The sequence below is a fragment of the Streptomyces sp. Je 1-369 genome (assembly GCF_026810505.1).
GTDB lineage: Bacteria > Actinomycetota > Actinomycetes > Streptomycetales > Streptomycetaceae > Streptomyces.
Genome location: NZ_CP101750.1, coordinates 4650654 through 4666147, shown reverse-complemented (window position 1 = coordinate 4666147; position 15494 = coordinate 4650654). Strand labels below are relative to the sequence as shown.

Below are 15494 nucleotides of genomic sequence, written 5' to 3'. Positions count from 1 at the left end.
GGAATAGACGAAGCCCCTGGCGCAATAGCGCAAGGGGCTCTTGCACAAAGATGCTACCCGAGGTCTCAAAGAACGGCTAAAAGAAAGGGCGCACGTTGTCGGCTCGCGACCAGCTCCTAGTCGTCATCGACCCGGTCGCCCGGCGCACGGACGGTGAGTCGGTACGGATCGCGAAGGATGTGCTCGGCGCGGGCGCGGCGGTCCGGGTCTGCCTCCCCGACGGCCCCGAAGACTTCACGAAAGCGCTGGCCAGGCGGGGTGCGAGGCGGCTCGTGGTGATCGGCGACGACCGGGCGCTGCTGCGTGCGGTGGCGGCGCTCCACCGGGAGCGGGACCTCGCCGGATGCGCGCTTTCCGTCGTCCCCGTGGGCGCCGCGCAGACGCTCACACTGACGCGGGGCCTGGGGGTGCCGACGGGGGCCGTGGCCGCCGCGCGGACGGTCCTGGAGGGCGCCGAACGGAGACTCGACCTGCTGGTGGACGACAGTGACGGGGTCGTCCTCGGGGATCTACGGATTCCGCCGGTGGGGGCGGACACCTCCGACAGGTCCCCTGCGGAGGTGGACGACGTCTCCTCGGCCGTGGGGGCGGCGGGCTCCTCCCGGGTGATCGCGGGGAGGGCGGGCGTCGCGGCGGAGGGGCATGCGTGGCTGCGCTCCTGCCAGTCCTTCGTCCGCACACTCGCCACGCGGCCCGTACGTCCCTCCCGGCCCGCGCCGCCCGCCCGGCTCCGGGTCGAGGCGGACGGGGTCACGCTCGTCGGCCTGGACCAGCCGGTCGAGGGCGTCCGCGTCACCGCCGGAGGCGGTGGCCTGGCCCGCGTGGAGGTCCACCCGTCGCCGTCGGCGGGGGCGGGCGCCTCGCCGGTACGGGTCAGGGCGCGGACGGTGACGGTGTCGGGGGCGGACTTCCGGTACCGGGCGGACGCGGTGGTCGCGGGGCCGGTACGGACCCGGACGTGGACGGTGCGGGCCCGGGCCTGGGGGCTCACGTTGCCCCGGTGAGGTCCCTGCCGCGGCGCCTCACACCGTCACCAGCAGTTCCTCGAAGCCCCGGATGACGAAGTTCGGCGTGCGGGGCGGGGCCGCCACGAGCCGCAGCCCGGGGGCCCGGCGGAGCAGCGCGTGCAGCGACGCCGCAAGTTCGATGCGGGCCAGGGGCGCGCCGATGCAGTAGTGGATGCCCGCGCTGAAGGAGATGTGCGGGTTGTCGCGGCGGCACAGGTCGAGCTCGGCGGGGGCGTCGAAGACCGCGGGGTCATGGTTGGCGGAGCCGAAGAGGAGGGCCAGCTCCGCGCCGCGCGGGATCGTCACGCCGTCGATCTCGATGTCGTCGAGGACCCAGCGCTCGAAGAGCTGGAGCGGGGTGTCGTACCGCATCAGCTCCTCGACCGCCGTGGGAACGAGCCCGGCCGGGTCCGCCCGCAGCGCGGCCAGCTGCGCCGGGTCGCCGAACAGCGCGTGCCAGCCGTTGACCGTGGCGTTCACCGTCGCCTCGTGCCCCGCGTTGAGCAGCAGCACGCACGTCGAGATCATCTCCTGCTCGCTGAGCGACTCCCCGTCCTCGTACGCCGCGATCAGACCCGAGATCAGGTCCTCGCCGGGCCCCTCGCGGCGTACGGCGATCAGCTCCCGCAGGTACGCAGTGAATTCGCGGGAGGCGCGGACCGCTCGCGTCGCCGTCTCCTCCGACGGGTTCAGCTCGTACATGCCGCAGATCGCCGCCGACCAGGGGCGCAGCAGTCCCCGGTCGCTCTCCGGGATGCCCAGCATCTGGGCGATGACCGCCACCGGCAGCGGTTCGGCGACGCGGGCCTTGAGGTCGCCGCCGCCGTCCGCCACCAGGTCGCGCACGAGGTCGTCCGCCAGCTGCTCCACGTAGGGGCGGAGTCCCTCGACGGTCCGTGGTGTGAACGCCTTCGCGACGAGGCGGCGGATGCGGGTGTGCGTGGGCGCTTCCAGGTCGAGCATGCCGTTGTCGTTGAGGGTGTGGAACGGCTCGTGCTCGGGCGGCGGTGGCGTGCGGCCGAACTCCTCGTGCGTGAAGCGGTGCAGGTAGGTGCGGCCGAGGCGCCGGTCGCGCAGCAGGGCCGAGACGTCCGCGTGGCGCGGGATCAGCCACTGGCCGGTGGGCGGGCAGTAGTGGGCGCGGCCCGCCTCACGCAGGCGTGCGTACGCCGGGTAGGGGTCGGCCACGAACTCCGGTGCCGAGGGGGTGAACACCTCTGCCGCTTCGAACGCTGCGTCCATGCGGGGACGCTAGACCCGCTCACCCCGCTATGACCAGCCTCACCCCGGCGTGACCAGCCTCGCCTCGTACGCGAACACCGCCGCCTGCGTGCGGTCCCGCAGCCCCAGCTTCACCAGGACCCGGCTGACGTGCGTCTTGATGGTCGACTCGGCGACCACGAGGCGGGAGGCGATCTCCGCGTTCGACAGGCCCTGCGCGATGAGGACGAGTACCTCCGTCTCGCGCTCGGTGAGCTCCCCGTACTGCTGCGCCTGGACGCTCGCCGAGAGCCTCGGCGTCTCCGCGAGCTTCGAGAACTCCGTGATCAGGCGGCGCGTCACGGTCGGCGCGAGCAGCGCCTCGCCGGACGCCACCACCCGTACACCGTCCGCGAGTTGGCGTGCCGAGGCGTCCTTGAGGAGGAAGCCGGAGGCGCCCGCGCGGAGCGCCTGGTAGACGTACTCGTCGAGGTCGAACGTGGTCAGGACGAGCACCTTCGAGACACCCTCGGACGCGATGATCTCGCGGGTCGCCTCGATGCCGTTCAGCTCGGGCATGCGAATGTCCATCAGGACGACGTCGGGGGCGAGTTCACGGACGCGCTGGACCGCCTCGCGGCCGTTGACGGCCTCGCCGATGACCTCGATGTCGGGCATGGCGTTCAGGAGGACGGAGAAGCCCTCGCGCACCATCATCTGGTCGTCGGCGATGAGCACCTTGATCGTCATGCGTCTTCTCCCGCCGGTTCCATGCGGTCCGCGAGCGGCACCGGCAGGAAGACCGTGACCTCGTAGCCGCCGTCGGCGGCCGGTTCCGCCGTCATCTCGCCGTTCAGCATCGTCACGCGCTCCCGCATGCCGGTGATGCCGTGGCCCGCGCCCGGGGACGGCTTGACCAGGCCGGTCGCCGGGCCGTTCACGACGCGCAGGCCCAGACCGCCGAGGACGTAGCCGACCTCGACGCGCGCCGGGGCGCCGGGCGCGTGGCGCAGGCTGTTGCTGAGCGCCTCCTGCACGATGCGGTACGCGGAGAGCTCCACGCCCTGCGGCAGCTCGCGGGCCGCCCCGGTGATCACCTTGTCGACGGTCAGGCCGGCGTCGCGGACGTTGTCCAGGAGCCGGTCGAGGTCAGCGAGCGTGGGCTGCGGGGCGTCCGGCGCCTCGTAGTCCTCGGCCCGTACGACGCCGAGGACGCGACGCAGTTCGGTGAGCGCGGACACCGCGTTCTCGCGGATCGTCACGAACGCCTGCTCCAGCTCGGGCGGCGGGTTCTCCACGCGGTAGGGCGCGGCCTCGGCCTGGATGGCGACCACCGACATGTGGTGGGCGACCACGTCGTGCAGCTCGCGGGCGATGTTGGTGCGCTCCTCCAGGAGGGTGCGCTTGTCGCGCTCGATGGCGGTGACGGTGCGCTGCACGGTGACCTCGCGCTGCGCCTCGCGGCGCACGTGCACCACGGTGGTGACAAGCAGCGCGAGCGCCGAGACGAACAGCATCACCGGAGCGTCGGAGCCACCGGGCGACCCGAACCAGACCTCCGTGACCAGGCCGTACGCCGCCGTGCCGAGCCACATCCACAGGGCGGTGCGCGGTCCGGTCCTGGCCGCGACGACGACCATCACCACGATGTGCGCGAAGAACGCTGCGGGCGTCCACGGCCAGCCGTCGTACGTGTTGCCGAGCACCGCCGTGAACGGGGTCGTGGCGAGCGAGACCCAGAAGGCGCCGACCGGCCTGACCAGGGTCATCAGGATGGCGGCCGCCGGGATGAAGCCGGTGAGGAGGTGCGCGACCTCGTCGGTGCCGAGACCCACGTTGTAGGCGAGTACCAGGGTGAACAGGGCCGCGGCGACCACCAGGGCGTGCGGGGTCCACACGGCGTACGGGCGTATCCGCTTCGGCAGGAGGCGGGCCAGGCGGCCCTCCGTCGTCCTGGGCGGCAGCAGCCGGTAGGCGAAGGCGTCGTGGAACAGCGCCTCGCGCAGGCCGCCGAAGGCCTCCCGCACGAGGTGGTACTCGGGGCTCTTCGGGCCTCTGGCCTTGAGCTGCTCAGTCGTCGTATCGGTCACGTCTACGAAGGTAAGGGCACGCGGCGAACGGGTCGTCCACAGCAAGACGGGTTCCGCGGGGTCCGTCGCAGGTACTACTCGGGAGCGCTACAGGGTGCTTCGGCCCGACGGGCGGACCACGCCCGTCTCGTACGCGTACACCGCCGCCTGCGTGCGGTCACGCAGGCCCAGCTTCACCAGGATGCGGCCGACGTGCGTCTTCACGGTCTGCTCGGCGACGACGAGCCGCGCCGCGATCTCCGCGTTCGACAGGCCCTGCGCGATCAGGGCGAGCACCTCCGTCTCACGTCCGGTGAGCTCGCCGGCCCGGGGCTTGAGCGGGCCCCGCGTCCCGCCGTCCATGCGGGAGAACTCCGCGATGAGGCGCCGGGTGATCCCGGGCGCGAGCAGCGCGTCCCCGGCCGCCACGACACGGACCGCCTCGGCGAGCTGGTCCGCCGACGCGTCCTTGAGCAGGAAGCCGGAGGCCCCGGCGCGCAGCGCGTCGTACACGTACTCGTCGAGGTCGAAGGTGGTCAGGACCAGGACCTTGACGTCGGGGACGCCGGGCAGCTCGCCCGTGATGCGGCGGGTCGCCTCGATGCCGCTCAGCTCGGGCATGCGGATGTCCATGAGGACCACGTCCGGCACGAGCTCGGCGACCTTCGCGACCGCGTCCGCGCCGTCGACGGCCTGCCCGACCACCTCGATGTCCGGCTCGGCGTCGAGCAGGACGGTGAAGCCCTGCCTGACCATGATCTGGTCGTCGGCGATCAGGACTTTGATCGTCATGGCGTGGTCTCTCCGTCGGTCGGCGTCGTAAGGGTGGTCGGGGGTGTGGTCGGCAGGAACGCCGCCACCTCGTAGCCGCCGTCCTGCGTGGGGCCCGTGGCGAGGTCGCCGCCCAGCATCGTCGTACGCTCCCGCATGCCGAGCAGCCCGTGGCCCGCGCCCGGCGACGGCGGCGCGGCGGCGCGCGCGCCGGAGTCGGTGACCCGGACGTGCACCCCGGCCCGCGCGTACGTGAGGTCGATCCGCACCGTGGAGCCCGGCGCGTGCCGGATCGCGTTGCTGAGCGCCTCCTGCACGATGCGGTACGCCGACAGGTCGACGCCGGGCGGCAGCGGGCGCGGCTCCCCCGCGTTCTCGCGGCGCACGGTGAGTCCGGCCGCGCGGGCGTTGTCCACGAGGACGTCCAGGCGTTCCAGGGTGGGCAGGGGGGCCTGCGGGGCGCCGTCCGGGTCCTCGGGGTTCTCCGAGCGCAGGACGCCGAGGACGCGGCGCAGCTCGGTGAGGGCTTCGAGGGCGTTCTCCCGGATGCCCGCGAGGTTCTCCCTCAGCTCGTCGGGCGGGTCCTTGACCAGGTGCGGGGCGACCTGCGCCTGGATGGAGATGACGGACATGTGGTGGGCGACCACGTCGTGCAGCTCGCGGGCGATGCGGCTGCGCTCCTCCAGGAGGGTGCGGCGGGCCCGTTCCCCGGCGGTGATGGTCTCCTGCTCGACGAGCCGGGTACGGGCCTCGCGACGGCCGCGCAGGAGGGTGCCCACGAGGGTGACGGCGCCGAACACGACCACCGAGAGCGGCACCGTCGTGTCGTACGACTCCGGCCCGCCCGTCTGTTGCAGGAGCCAGGGGACGCCGACGCTGAGGACGCACGCCGCCCACGCGCCCCGCGGCGCCAGCCGCAGCGCGAGGAGCAGCAGCACCGCGGCGTGCGCGACGAGCGCGGGCGGGCCCCACGGCCAGGGCTCGGGCTCCTGGCCGAACGGCACCGCGGTCATGACGGCCGCGGACACGTTCACGCCGAGGGACAGCCACCACGCCGGAACCGGGCGGGCCGTCGCGAGCAGCAGGGCCACGGCCTGGACCAGGGACAGGAACGAGCCGATCGTGAAGCCGAGCCGGTAGCGCGCCGACATCTGGTCGAGGTTGCCGAGCGTCGTGCTGAGGGCGATCCACACGACCACGACGTGCGGCAGCCAGCGCAGCCGACGGGGCTTCCCGAGCGGCGGCAGCGGCAGCGGCGCCGCGGACCACAGCTCCTTGCCCACGCCGCGCAGCCCGGACACCACCGCCCCGCCGAACCCCTGCCCGCCGAACCTCGCCCCGCCGGACCGCTCTTTGCCGAACCGCTCCCCGTCACCGCTCCCGCGGTCCGCCTCTTCCACAAGATCAACCCTAGGCACGCCGCGCCGCCTCCGCCGCCGCACCCCCGGCCCCGCGCCCCGCCCGCACGGCGGACGTCCTGGTCCGGCCGCCCCCCTCGTACGTGCGGAACGCCGACCAGCACACCGCGAGCCCGAGCCCGAACACCGGCAGCCAGGCGACGCGGGCCAGGACCCAGCCCGGCCCGTCAGGCACCGTGTGCAGGCCGGGCAGCGGGGTCCCGGCGAGCAGACCGAGCGCGGTGACCACCATCAGTGCCGTCTGGTGCCAGAGGAATATCGTCATCGCCGAGAGGTTCACGAGGGCCACCGCCGCCCACGCCGCGGGCCCGCGCAGCCACCGGGCCAGGGGCTCCCGCAGCAGCACCGCGAGGCCGCACTGGGCGAGCCCGAACGCGACGGCCGCCAGCGTCGGCGGGTCCAGGTTCGACACCGTCTCGCCCGGCACGCCGACCATCGAGGCCGGGTAGCCGGCCCACAGGACGAGACCCGCGGTGGCCGCCGCCCCGCCCACCAGGAGCACCCGTCCCGCGTTCCGCGTCAGCTCGCCCCGCGACCAGGCCGCGCCCAGCGTGTACGGCACGAGCCAGCCCGCCGCCACGTTCACCCAGCCGAGCCAGGCGGGGCCGCCGAAGCCGAACCGCACGAGATCCACGTGGAGTACGACGGCCAGCGGCCACAGCGGGTTGAGCCGCCGCACCAGCGGGGTGGCCGCGGTGAGCGCCGCGAAGACCAGCAGGAACCACAGGGGCGACAGCGCCAGCTTGACCAGCGTGCGGACGGTGGCCAGGTCCGCGCCCGAGAGGACCAGGCCCGCGGTGACCGCCGTCCACAGCGCGAGGACGGCGGCGACCGGCCGGAACAGGCGGCCGAGCCGGGCGGCGAGCCACGCGCGGTAACCGGTGCCACGCGCGCGTGCCGACGCGTAACCCTTCGCCGCCACCCGCCCGCCCACCAGGAAGAACACGGCCAGCGTCTGGAAGACCCAGGAGATCGGGGCGAGCCACGGCATGCCGCCCAGCGGGCTCGCCGTGTGCAGTGCGCCGCCGTCCGGGACCAGGGCGGTGACCAGCCAGTGGCCGCCCACCACCCCGAGGATGGCGAAGGCCCGCAGCGCGTCGAGGGCGCGGTCCCTGCCGGGTGGTGTGGCGGCGTCGACGCGCCGGACGAGGGCCTGTGTCGGGCGGTGCTCACGCATGAGTGACCTCCGGTGCGTCGCCGCGCACGATCCGTGCGAGGTTGCCGAGCGGGACCGAGCCCGGCTTCAGGTAGTCGCTGTGGCCGCCGTCGCCCGCTGCGAAGACGCGGGCGCCGAAAGCGGCGGAGACGGGGTCCGTGCCGAAGCCGACAGTCGTGCCGAAGAGGTCGGCGCTGGTGTGGGGCACGTCGGCGATCCAGTCGGCGGAGCCGCGCCCCGCCCAGATCCGGGCCCGGGTGTGCAGATCGGCGGCCGTGTCGACGCCGGTGCCCGGACTGCCGTAGAGCGCGATGTCGGCGACGTCCAGGCCGCGCGGGCCCGCCGCGGCACTGGCGCACACCACCGAGCCGTACGAGTGGCAGAGCAGCGACACGCGCGCGTGGGCGTTGATGGTGTGGAGTCCGCCGACGAAGGAGCGCAGGCCGGGCGCCGCCCCGTCCGCGCGGCCCGTGGTGAGGACGGCTGGGCTGACGGTGCCCGGCGTCTCGTACCCGAGCCAGGCCACGACGGCCGTGCGTCGCCCGGTCACCGCCTGCCGGTCGAGCTCCGCGCGCAGGGCCAGGGCGCCGGAGCGCAGCCTGCCGTACGAGTCGAGGGACGTGTCCGAGCCCGGCACGAGGACGGCCACGCGGTCCGCGTCCGCCAGATCGCCGAACACCTCGGCGGTGCGGCCCGTGCCGCGTCCGTCGAAGGCGAGGAACGTGCGGTGCGGGGAGGCCATGGCGCGCAGGGTCGCGGCCCGGTCCTGCGCGCCGTACTCCTCCGCCCGGGCCGCCGCCTCCGTGGCGTTGGCCCGGTTCGCCGCGTACGCGCCGGGGAGCGTCGCCGCCGTGACGCGGCCGAGGGGGGCGGGGGCGGGGGCCGGGATCTCCGGGCGGGCGGCGCCCGACAGCGGGACCACCACGGCGGCGGCGACACCGAAGGACAACAGGGTGCGGCGCAGCCGCCCGGCCCGGAACCTCATCGCGTCCTGCCTCTCCGCTTCTTCGCGGGCCGGCGTTCCGACTCGCGCTCACGGAAAGGAAGTTATGGACCGGGCTCTGTAACTCACATCACGCTGGGGTATACAGCCGCACGTAGCTCTCAGGTATTACGGGTATCCCGGGGCCCCACGGGTGATCAGCCCGTGGTCGTCGGAACGCGAGTCGCGCGGTCGTCAGAACGCCAGTTGTGCGATCTCCTCCGCGACGACCGCGCACGCGTCCGCCGCCGGGTCGATCAGCGGGAAGTGCCCCACGTCCTCCAGGAGCGTCAGGCCCACGACCTCGCCCGCCCCGGCCGCCGCGTCGGCGTACGCCTCGGACACGGCCTGCGGCACGACGATGTCGGTGCGGCCCTGCACCACGGTCGTGGCGATGCCGGTGGGGAGCAGCGCGGCCGGGTCGGCGTACGGCAGCCGGTCCTCGAAGCGGGCCGCGCCGCCCAGGAGTTGCGCGGACGCGCCGCCGCAGACCTCCAGGGCCTCGGCGGTACGGAGGTCCGCGATCGGCGCGAGCGCGACGACGCCGCGCAGCGCGGCGGGCCGGTCGGTGCGCCAGGGCGCGTCGGCGGGCAGCAGGTGGCGTGCGGCCACCCACAGGGCGAGGTGGCCGCCCGCGGAGTGCCCGGTCACGACGGTGCGGCGCGGATCGGCCGACGGCAGCGCGTCCCGTACGAGCGCGGGGAGCGCGTCGAACGCGGCGGCCACGTCGTCGAAGGTCTCCGGCCAGCGCCCGGCCACGGGGCTCTTGCCGCCCTGGGCGGGGATCGGGCTGCCCCTGCGGTACTCGACGTTGGCCACGGCGAAGCCGCGGCGGGCCAGGAAGTCGGCGAAGGGGGTGACGTGCTGCCGGTCGTAGGGCGCGCGCCAGGCGCCGCCGTGCAGGACGACGACGAGGGGGGCGGGGCCCGGGGCGTCGCCCCTGGGGGCGTAGAGGTCCACGACCTGGTCGGGGTGGTCGCCGTACGCGACGGTGGCGTCCGGCTTCACGGCGGGATGCGAGAAGGCGGCTTCCGCCTCGGCGGCATCACGGGCCACGGCGGCGTCGTCCGGCATGCGGCAACCTCTCCACAGCTGTGCGGCTTGTGTTCGGGCCCCCGCTCTTCCGGCGTACGGAAAAGCGGGTACGGAAAAGCGGGGGCAAGATCCGCCGGACGCTATCAGGCCAGCGTGCGCGCGAGGACACGAGCCGCCCACTCGGCATCGCCGAAGGAGACGTAGAGCGGCGTGAACCCGAACCGCAGCACGTCCGGGGCGCGGAAGTCGCCCACCACGCCCTGCTCGACCAGGCGCTTCATCACGTCGCCCGCACCCTCGCAGCGCAACGCGACCTGGCTGCCGCGCTCGGCGTGCGCGGCCGGAGTGAGGGACTCGACGCGGCCGGTCGGCACGTACGCCCCGACGCACCGCAGGAAGAAGTCCGTCAGGGCGAGGGACTTGGCGCGGACCGCTTCGATGGAGACGCCGTCCCAGGCGTCGAGGGCCGCCTCAAGGGCGAGCATCGACAGGATGTCCGGCGTGCCGACGCGGCCGCGCGGCGCGCCGTCCGCCGCCTCGAAGTCGGGGCGCATCCCGAAGGGTTCGGCGTGCGAGTTCCAGCCGGGCAGCGGCGAGTCGAAGCGGGGCTGCAGGGCTTCGCGTACGTAGAGGTACGCGGGGGACCCCGGGCCGCCGTTCAGGTACTTGTACGTACAGCCCACCGCGAGGTCCACGCCGTGTTCGTCCAGGCCGACGGGGAGGGCGCCCGCCGTGTGGCACAGGTCCCAGACGACGAGGGCGCCCGCCGCGTGCACCGCGGCGGTGAGGCCCGGCAGGTCGTGCAGGCGGCCGGTGCGGTAGTCGGCGTGGTTGAGCAGGACGGCGGCCGTGCGGTCGCCGAGGACGCCGGGGACGTCGTCGGGCGCCACCGGGATCAGGCGGCAGCCGGTGAGGCGGGCCGCCGACTCCGCGATGTACCCGTCCGTGGGGAACGTCGTGGCGTCGACGACGATCTCGTCGCGCCCCCCGGAAGGGCCGGAAGAGTTGCCGGGGCCCCGCGCGATGCGGACCGCGGCCACCAGCGCCTTGAACACGTTGACGCTGGTGGAGTCGCCGACGACGAGCCGGCCGGGGGCGGCGCCGACGAGCGGGGCGATGCGGTCGCCGATGCGCTCGGGTGCGGTCCACCAGCCGCTCTCGTCCCAGGAGCGGATGCGGAGCTTGCCCCACTCGTGGGTCATCACCTCGGCGAGGCGGCCCGGCACGTTCGCGGGCAGGGCGCCGAGGGAGTTGCCGTCCAGGTACACGGTCTCGTCGAGGACGAACTCCGCGCGCTTGGCGGCGAGTTCGTCCTTGTCGTCCAGTACTTCCGCCTCGGCCCGCAGGTCAGACATGGCTCCTCGCAGTCCACAGCTCGGGGAAGACGTTCTTCGTGGCGCGCTTCTCCAGCCAGGCGACGCCCGCCGAGCCGCCCGTGCCCGTCTTGGAGCCCATGGCGCGGCGGGTGGCGACGAGGTGGTCGTTGCGCCAGCGCCAGACCAGCTCGCCGACGTCGGTGAGCGTCTCGCCGAGACGGGCCAGGTCGCCGCTCTCGTCACCGGAGTAGAGCTCGGTCCAGACGGCCTCGACCTCCGGTGACGGCTCGTAGCGCTTGGAGAGGTCGCGATCGAGGACGGACGCCGGTATCGCGTGACCGCGCCGGGCGAGGAGGCCGAGCACCTCGTCGTACAGGCTCGGCTCGTGCAGGGCCTTCTCCAGCTCCGCGTGGACGCGGGGCGCGCCGCGGTGCGGGACGAGCATGGACGCGGACTTGTCGCCGAGCAGGAACTCCATGCGGCGGTACATCGCGGACTGGAAGCCCGAGCCCTCGCCGAGCGCGCCGCGGTAGGAGTTGAACTGGGCGGGGGTGAGCTGGGCGAGCGGGCGCCAGGAGGCGTTCAGGGCCTCCAGCTCGCGCAGGCTGCGCTTGAGCGCGGCCACCGCCGTGGGGATGTCGTCGCGGCGCAGGGCGTGCGCCGCGGTCTCCCACTCGTGGACGATCACCGTGAACCACAGCTCCATGACCTGGGTGGTGACCAGGAAGACCATCTCGCCGGGGTCGTCCGAGCGCAGGTGCTGCAGGTGGGTGAGAACGTCCGCCTGCACGTAGTCCTCGTAGGGGGTGGTGCCTGCGAAGTCGAGGTTCGGGCTCTCCGCCTCGCCTGCCTCGCCGGACGCCGCGCGCTCCTCGGGGGATGCCTCATGCGTCTTGGGGGACATCACTGTCTCCTCGATACGTACTCCGGGTAGCGGTCCGCCCCTGCCGTTACCGGCACGGGGGCCCCGGTCCCCACGGGAATCTTCTGCAACTTTCCCGGAATCGGCAAGGCGCACCCGCATCGGACAGCAGCTAAGCGATGACACCACTTTCCTTTGAATCCTGCCCGGCACCTTGACCGGCGCCTTGCTCCGCACCCGTGTGTCCGCGGCGCCGCTCCCGGCAGGCGCGCAGATGGGCGGCGTTCCCGCAGCCGCGGACCGAGTGCCAGACGCCGCTGTTGTTGCGCGAGCGGTCGTAGAACGCGGCGGAACAGGACGGGTTGCGGCAGATCTTCAGGCGGCGCCAGGTGCCCGACGCCTGGGCGAGCAGCCCCTCGGCGAGCACCGCGGACGCCAGCCAGCGCGCACCCGCGCCCTCCGGCTCCAGGGTGAGCGTGCCGTCGCCCGCGAGCCCGACGACGACCGGCGCGGAGGTGAACCGCACCGCGTCGCCGCCGCAGTCGCCCGCGGCGAGCGCGCGCCGCACCTGGTCGCGCAGGCAACGCAGCTCGGACAGGTCCTCGGCGGACAGCGTCAGGCGCACGTCACCGCGCCCCGTCTCCGCGGCCCAGCCGCGCACGGCGGGGTCGGCCCACTCCTGGGCGCGGTCGAGCGCCCCGTCGGCGAGCAGGTCGACGGAGTCGGGGCGGCCGGCGGGCGCGGTGTTCAGGAGGTCCTGGACAAGGGCGAGGCCGCCGGGCGCGGGGGTCAGACGGAAGCGCTCGGTCGCGGGCCAGTTCATGCCCTTCACGGTACTAGCCTCGCGGCCATCACCCCCGAGGCGACATGAGCTAAGTGCTTACAGTGCTGTCAAGGGCGTACGATGCCCGCATGGATGCCACGGAAACCACCACCTCGCGCGCCGCCCGACTCCTCGGCCGCCCCTTCGACATCAACGGCCTCAGCCTGCGCAACCGCATCGCCATGGCCCCCATGACCCGTGAGTTCTCCCCGGACGGCGTGCCCGGCGCCGACGTGGCCGAGTACTACGCGCGCCGCGCCGCGGGCGGCGTCGGCCTGATCGTCACCGAGGGCACGTACGTCGACCACGACTCCGCGGGTGGCAGCCACCGCATCCCGCTCTTCCACGGCGAGGCCCCCCTCGCGGGCTGGCAGCGCGTCGCCGAGGCCGTGCACGCGGCGGGCGGCAAGATCGTCCCGCAGCTGTGGCACATCGGCGCGGTCCGCAACGAGGGCGACGGGCCCTTCCCGGACGCGCCCCCGACCGGCCCCTCGGGCCTGAACCTGGACGGCGAGCCGAAGGGCCACGCGCTGACGTCCGCCGACATCGACGAGATCATCGCCGCCTTCGCGCGCGCGGCGGCCGACGCCGAGCGGAACGGCTTCGACGGCGTCGAACTGCACGGCGCGCACGGCTACCTGATCGACCAGTTCTTCTGGAACCGCACCAACCGCCGCACCGACGGCTACGGCGGCGACATCGCTTCCCGCGCCCGTTTCGCGGCCGAGATCGTCGAGGCGGTGCGAGCGGCGGTCTCGCCCTCGTTCCCCGTGATCTTCCGGCTCTCCCAGTGGAAGGCGAACGCCTACGACGAGAAGCTGGCCGCGGACCCGGCCGAACTGGATGCTTTGATCGCCCCGTTGGCGACCGCGGGCGTCGACGCCTTCCACGCCTCCACGCGCCGCTACTGGCTCCCCGAGTTCGACGGCGCCGACCTGAACCTCGCGGGCTGGATCAAGAAGCTCACCGGCAGGGCCACGCTGTCCGTCGGCTCGGTCGGCCTCGACAAGCAGTTCACGACCGCGGAGACGTTCTCCACGGAGACCACGTCGGCCGCCGGCATCGACCTGCTCCTCGACCGCATGGAGCGGGAAGAGTTCGACGTCATCGCGGTGGGCCGCGCGCTGATCGCGGACCCGGAGTGGGCGAACAAGGCGCTCACGGACCGGCTCGGCGAGGCGACCCCCTACGACGCGGGGATGCTGCGCACGCTGGCCTGAGTCCGAGCCCGTCCGGCGATTGAGGACGAGGCCGTTCAGGCCGATGAGGGGGTCCGGGGGCAACCCGGACCCCGCTCACGTCAGCCGAGCGTCTTCGCCGCCGTCTCCGAGGAGTCGCGGAGGAAGCCCGCGCAGCGCTCGTACTCCTCCTGCTCGCCGATCGACTGCGCCGCCCGCGCCAGGGCGTGCAGCGCGCGCAGGAAGCCGCGGTTGGGCTCGTGCTCCCACGGCACCGGGCCGTGGCCCTTCCAGCCACTGCGGCGCAGGGAGTCCAGACCGCGGTGGTAGCCCGTGCGGGCGTACGCGTACGACTCGACGACGCTGCCCCGCTCGTACGCCTCGTCGGCGAGCTGCGCCCAGGCGAGCGAGGACGTCGGGTGCTTCGCGGCGACGTCGGCGGGTGCCGCGCCGTTCGCGAGCAGCTCGCGCGGCTCGGGTTCGTCGGGCAGGTGGGTCGGGGGCGGTCCCCCGAGCAGATCCTTGTGAATGGCCATGGGCCCAAGTCTGCGCCATACGCGTGCGGGCCCGGCACCCAGGGAAGGGTGCCGGGCCCGCACGGAGCCGTAGCGGCTACTTCAGCTTCGTGCCCGTGGAGCGCAGGTTCTCGCACGCCTCGGTGACACGCTTGGCCATGCCCGCCTCGGCGGCCTTGCCCCAGGTGCGCGGGTCGTACGTCTTCTTCGAGCCGACCTCGCCGTCGACCTTCAGGACGCCGTCGTAGTTGCGGAACATGTGGTCCGCGACCGGACGCGTGAACGCGTACTGCGTGTCGGTGTCGAGGTTCATCTTCACGACGCCGTTCTCCAGCGCAGTCGCGATCTCCTCGGCGGTCGAGCCGGAGCCGCCGTGGAAGACGAAGTCGAACGGCTGCGAGCCCGCGGCCTTGCCGTACTTCGCGCCGACGCCCTCCTGGAGGTCCTTGAGGAGCTCGGGGCGCAGGACGACGTTGCCCGGCTTGTAGACGCCGTGGACGTTGCCGAAGGACGCGGCGAGCAGGTAGCGCCCCTTCTCGCCGAGGCCGAGGGCCTCCGCCGTACGCAGCGCGTCGTCGACCGTCGTGTACAGCTCGTCGTTGATCTCGTGCGTGACGCCGTCCTCCTCGCCACCGGTCGGGGTGATCTCGACCTCAAGGATGATCTTCGCGGCGGCGGCCTTCGCGAGCAGTTCCTGGCCGATGGCCAAGTTGTCGGCGAGGGTCTCGGCGGAACCGTCCCACATGTGCGACTGGAACAGCGGGTTCCGGCCGGCCTTGACGCGCTCGGCGGAGACGTCGATCAGCGGGCGGACGTACGTGTCCAGCTTGTCCTTGGGGCAGTGGTCGGTGTGCAGCGCGACCGTGATGTCGTACTTCGCGGCGACGATGTGCGCGAACTCGGCGAGCGCGACGGCGCCGGTCACCATGTCCTTGTTGTGCTGGCCGCCCAGGAACTCCGCACCACCGGTGGAGATCTGGATGATGCCGTCGCTCTCGGCCTCGGCGAAGCCGCGCAGGGCCGCGTGCAGGGTCTGCGAGGACGTCACGTTGATCGCCGGGTAGGCGAACTTGCCTGCCTTCGCCCGGTCGAGCATCTCGGCGTAGACCTCGGGGGTTGCGATGGGCATGTGTCCGCTCCTTGGGATGTGCGGGTGTGTGCT

Annotated in this window: 15 protein-coding genes; 2 read left to right on the top strand and 13 right to left on the bottom strand. The window is 73.4% G+C overall.

What is annotated here, in order from left to right:
* Window positions 1-95: 95 nt before the first annotated feature.
* Entirely contained in the window at window positions 96-1004 is a 909-nt protein-coding gene (locus NOO62_RS21305; protein ID WP_268772484.1) for a diacylglycerol kinase family protein, read from the top strand.
* A gap of 18 nt (window positions 1005-1022) precedes the next feature.
* Here the strand turns inward: NOO62_RS21305 and NOO62_RS21300 are convergent, their stop codons facing one another.
* The 11 genes from NOO62_RS21300 to NOO62_RS21250 form a co-directional block, all read right to left on the bottom strand.
* A complete protein-coding gene (locus NOO62_RS21300) occupies window positions 1023-2249 on the bottom strand; it encodes a cytochrome P450 (RefSeq protein ID WP_268772483.1) in 1227 nt (408 codons plus the stop codon).
* Between the two features lie 39 nt (window positions 2250-2288).
* On the bottom strand, window positions 2289-2957 hold the full coding sequence (locus NOO62_RS21295; RefSeq protein WP_268772482.1) for a response regulator: 669 nt from the start codon (window positions 2955-2957) through the stop codon (window positions 2289-2291).
* Complete coding sequence (locus tag NOO62_RS21290; RefSeq protein ID WP_268772481.1) at window positions 2954-4297, bottom strand: sensor histidine kinase; 1344 nt, start codon at window positions 4295-4297, stop codon at window positions 2954-2956. The genes NOO62_RS21295 and NOO62_RS21290 overlap by 4 nt, the downstream gene beginning before the upstream one ends.
* 87 nt (window positions 4298-4384) lie before the next feature.
* Window positions 4385-5068 (bottom strand): response regulator, encoded by a 684-nt coding sequence (locus tag NOO62_RS21285; protein ID WP_268772480.1) that lies wholly within the window; start codon window positions 5066-5068, stop codon window positions 4385-4387.
* Complete coding sequence (locus NOO62_RS21280) at window positions 5065-6447, bottom strand: sensor histidine kinase (RefSeq protein ID WP_414930862.1); 1383 nt, start codon at window positions 6445-6447, stop codon at window positions 5065-5067. The genes NOO62_RS21285 and NOO62_RS21280 overlap by 4 nt, the downstream gene beginning before the upstream one ends.
* A gap of 10 nt (window positions 6448-6457) precedes the next feature.
* Window positions 6458-7642, bottom strand: a complete 1185-nt coding sequence (locus NOO62_RS21275; protein WP_268772479.1) for an acyltransferase family protein — start codon at window positions 7640-7642, stop codon at window positions 6458-6460.
* Window positions 7635-8606, bottom strand: a complete 972-nt coding sequence (locus NOO62_RS21270; protein WP_268772478.1) for an alpha/beta hydrolase — start codon at window positions 8604-8606, stop codon at window positions 7635-7637. Before NOO62_RS21270 ends, NOO62_RS21275 begins: the two co-directional genes overlap by 8 nt.
* 192 nt (window positions 8607-8798) lie before the next feature.
* On the bottom strand, window positions 8799-9677 hold the full coding sequence (locus NOO62_RS21265; protein WP_268772477.1) for an alpha/beta hydrolase: 879 nt from the start codon (window positions 9675-9677) through the stop codon (window positions 8799-8801).
* A 104-nt stretch (window positions 9678-9781) separates the two neighbouring features.
* The gene (gene kynU, locus NOO62_RS21260; RefSeq protein WP_268772476.1) at window positions 9782-10993 is read right to left on the bottom strand and encodes a kynureninase; all 1212 of its coding nucleotides are present in this window, start codon (window positions 10991-10993) and stop codon (window positions 9782-9784) included.
* Entirely contained in the window at window positions 10986-11858 is an 873-nt protein-coding gene (locus NOO62_RS21255) for a tryptophan 2,3-dioxygenase family protein (protein WP_268772475.1), read from the bottom strand. The genes kynU and NOO62_RS21255 overlap by 8 nt, the downstream gene beginning before the upstream one ends.
* 130 nt (window positions 11859-11988) lie before the next feature.
* Window positions 11989-12639, bottom strand: coding sequence for a CGNR zinc finger domain-containing protein (locus NOO62_RS21250; RefSeq protein ID WP_268772474.1), 651 nt, complete (start codon window positions 12637-12639; stop codon window positions 11989-11991).
* Between the two features lie 89 nt (window positions 12640-12728).
* Between NOO62_RS21250 and NOO62_RS21245 the strand changes: the two genes are divergently transcribed.
* Window positions 12729-13859: an NADH:flavin oxidoreductase gene (locus NOO62_RS21245; RefSeq protein ID WP_268772473.1), complete on the top strand. Its 1131-nt coding sequence runs from the start codon at window positions 12729-12731 to the stop codon at window positions 13857-13859.
* Between the two features lie 80 nt (window positions 13860-13939).
* On the opposite strand, the gene NOO62_RS21240 is transcribed toward NOO62_RS21245, so the two are convergent.
* Together NOO62_RS21240 and fbaA are read right to left on the bottom strand one after the other, a co-directional pair.
* Window positions 13940-14353 (bottom strand): DUF3151 domain-containing protein, encoded by a 414-nt coding sequence (locus NOO62_RS21240; protein ID WP_268772472.1) that lies wholly within the window; start codon window positions 14351-14353, stop codon window positions 13940-13942.
* 76 nt (window positions 14354-14429) lie between these two features.
* On the bottom strand, window positions 14430-15461 hold the full coding sequence (gene fbaA / locus NOO62_RS21235) for a class II fructose-bisphosphate aldolase (RefSeq protein WP_268772471.1): 1032 nt from the start codon (window positions 15459-15461) through the stop codon (window positions 14430-14432).
* Between the last annotated feature and the right edge of the window lie 33 nt (window positions 15462-15494).

Bases quoted from the DNA above. Each gene is read 5' to 3' on its own strand.
- NOO62_RS21300 (WP_268772483.1), bottom strand. From the start codon at position 2,249: ATGGACGCAGCGTTCGAAGCGGCAGAGGTGTTCACCCCCTCGGCACCG.
- NOO62_RS21295 (WP_268772482.1), bottom strand. From the start codon at position 2,957: ATGACGATCAAGGTGCTCATCGCCGACGACCAGATGATGGTGCGCGAG.
- NOO62_RS21285 (WP_268772480.1), bottom strand. From the start codon at position 5,068: ATGACGATCAAAGTCCTGATCGCCGACGACCAGATCATGGTCAGGCAG.
- NOO62_RS21275 (WP_268772479.1), bottom strand. From the start codon at position 7,642: ATGCGTGAGCACCGCCCGACACAGGCCCTCGTCCGGCGCGTCGACGCC.
- NOO62_RS21270 (WP_268772478.1), bottom strand. From the start codon at position 8,606: ATGAGGTTCCGGGCCGGGCGGCTGCGCCGCACCCTGTTGTCCTTCGGT.
- NOO62_RS21265 (WP_268772477.1), bottom strand. From the start codon at position 9,677: ATGCCGGACGACGCCGCCGTGGCCCGTGATGCCGCCGAGGCGGAAGCC.
- kynU (WP_268772476.1), bottom strand. From the start codon at position 10,993: ATGTCTGACCTGCGGGCCGAGGCGGAAGTACTGGACGACAAGGACGAA.
- NOO62_RS21255 (WP_268772475.1), bottom strand. From the start codon at position 11,858: ATGTCCCCCAAGACGCATGAGGCATCCCCCGAGGAGCGCGCGGCGTCC.
- NOO62_RS21250 (WP_268772474.1), bottom strand. From the start codon at position 12,639: ATGAACTGGCCCGCGACCGAGCGCTTCCGTCTGACCCCCGCGCCCGGC.
- NOO62_RS21245 (WP_268772473.1), top strand. From the start codon at position 12,729: ATGGATGCCACGGAAACCACCACCTCGCGCGCCGCCCGACTCCTCGGC.
- NOO62_RS21240 (WP_268772472.1), bottom strand. From the start codon at position 14,353: ATGGCCATTCACAAGGATCTGCTCGGGGGACCGCCCCCGACCCACCTG.
- fbaA (WP_268772471.1), bottom strand. From the start codon at position 15,461: ATGCCCATCGCAACCCCCGAGGTCTACGCCGAGATGCTCGACCGGGCG.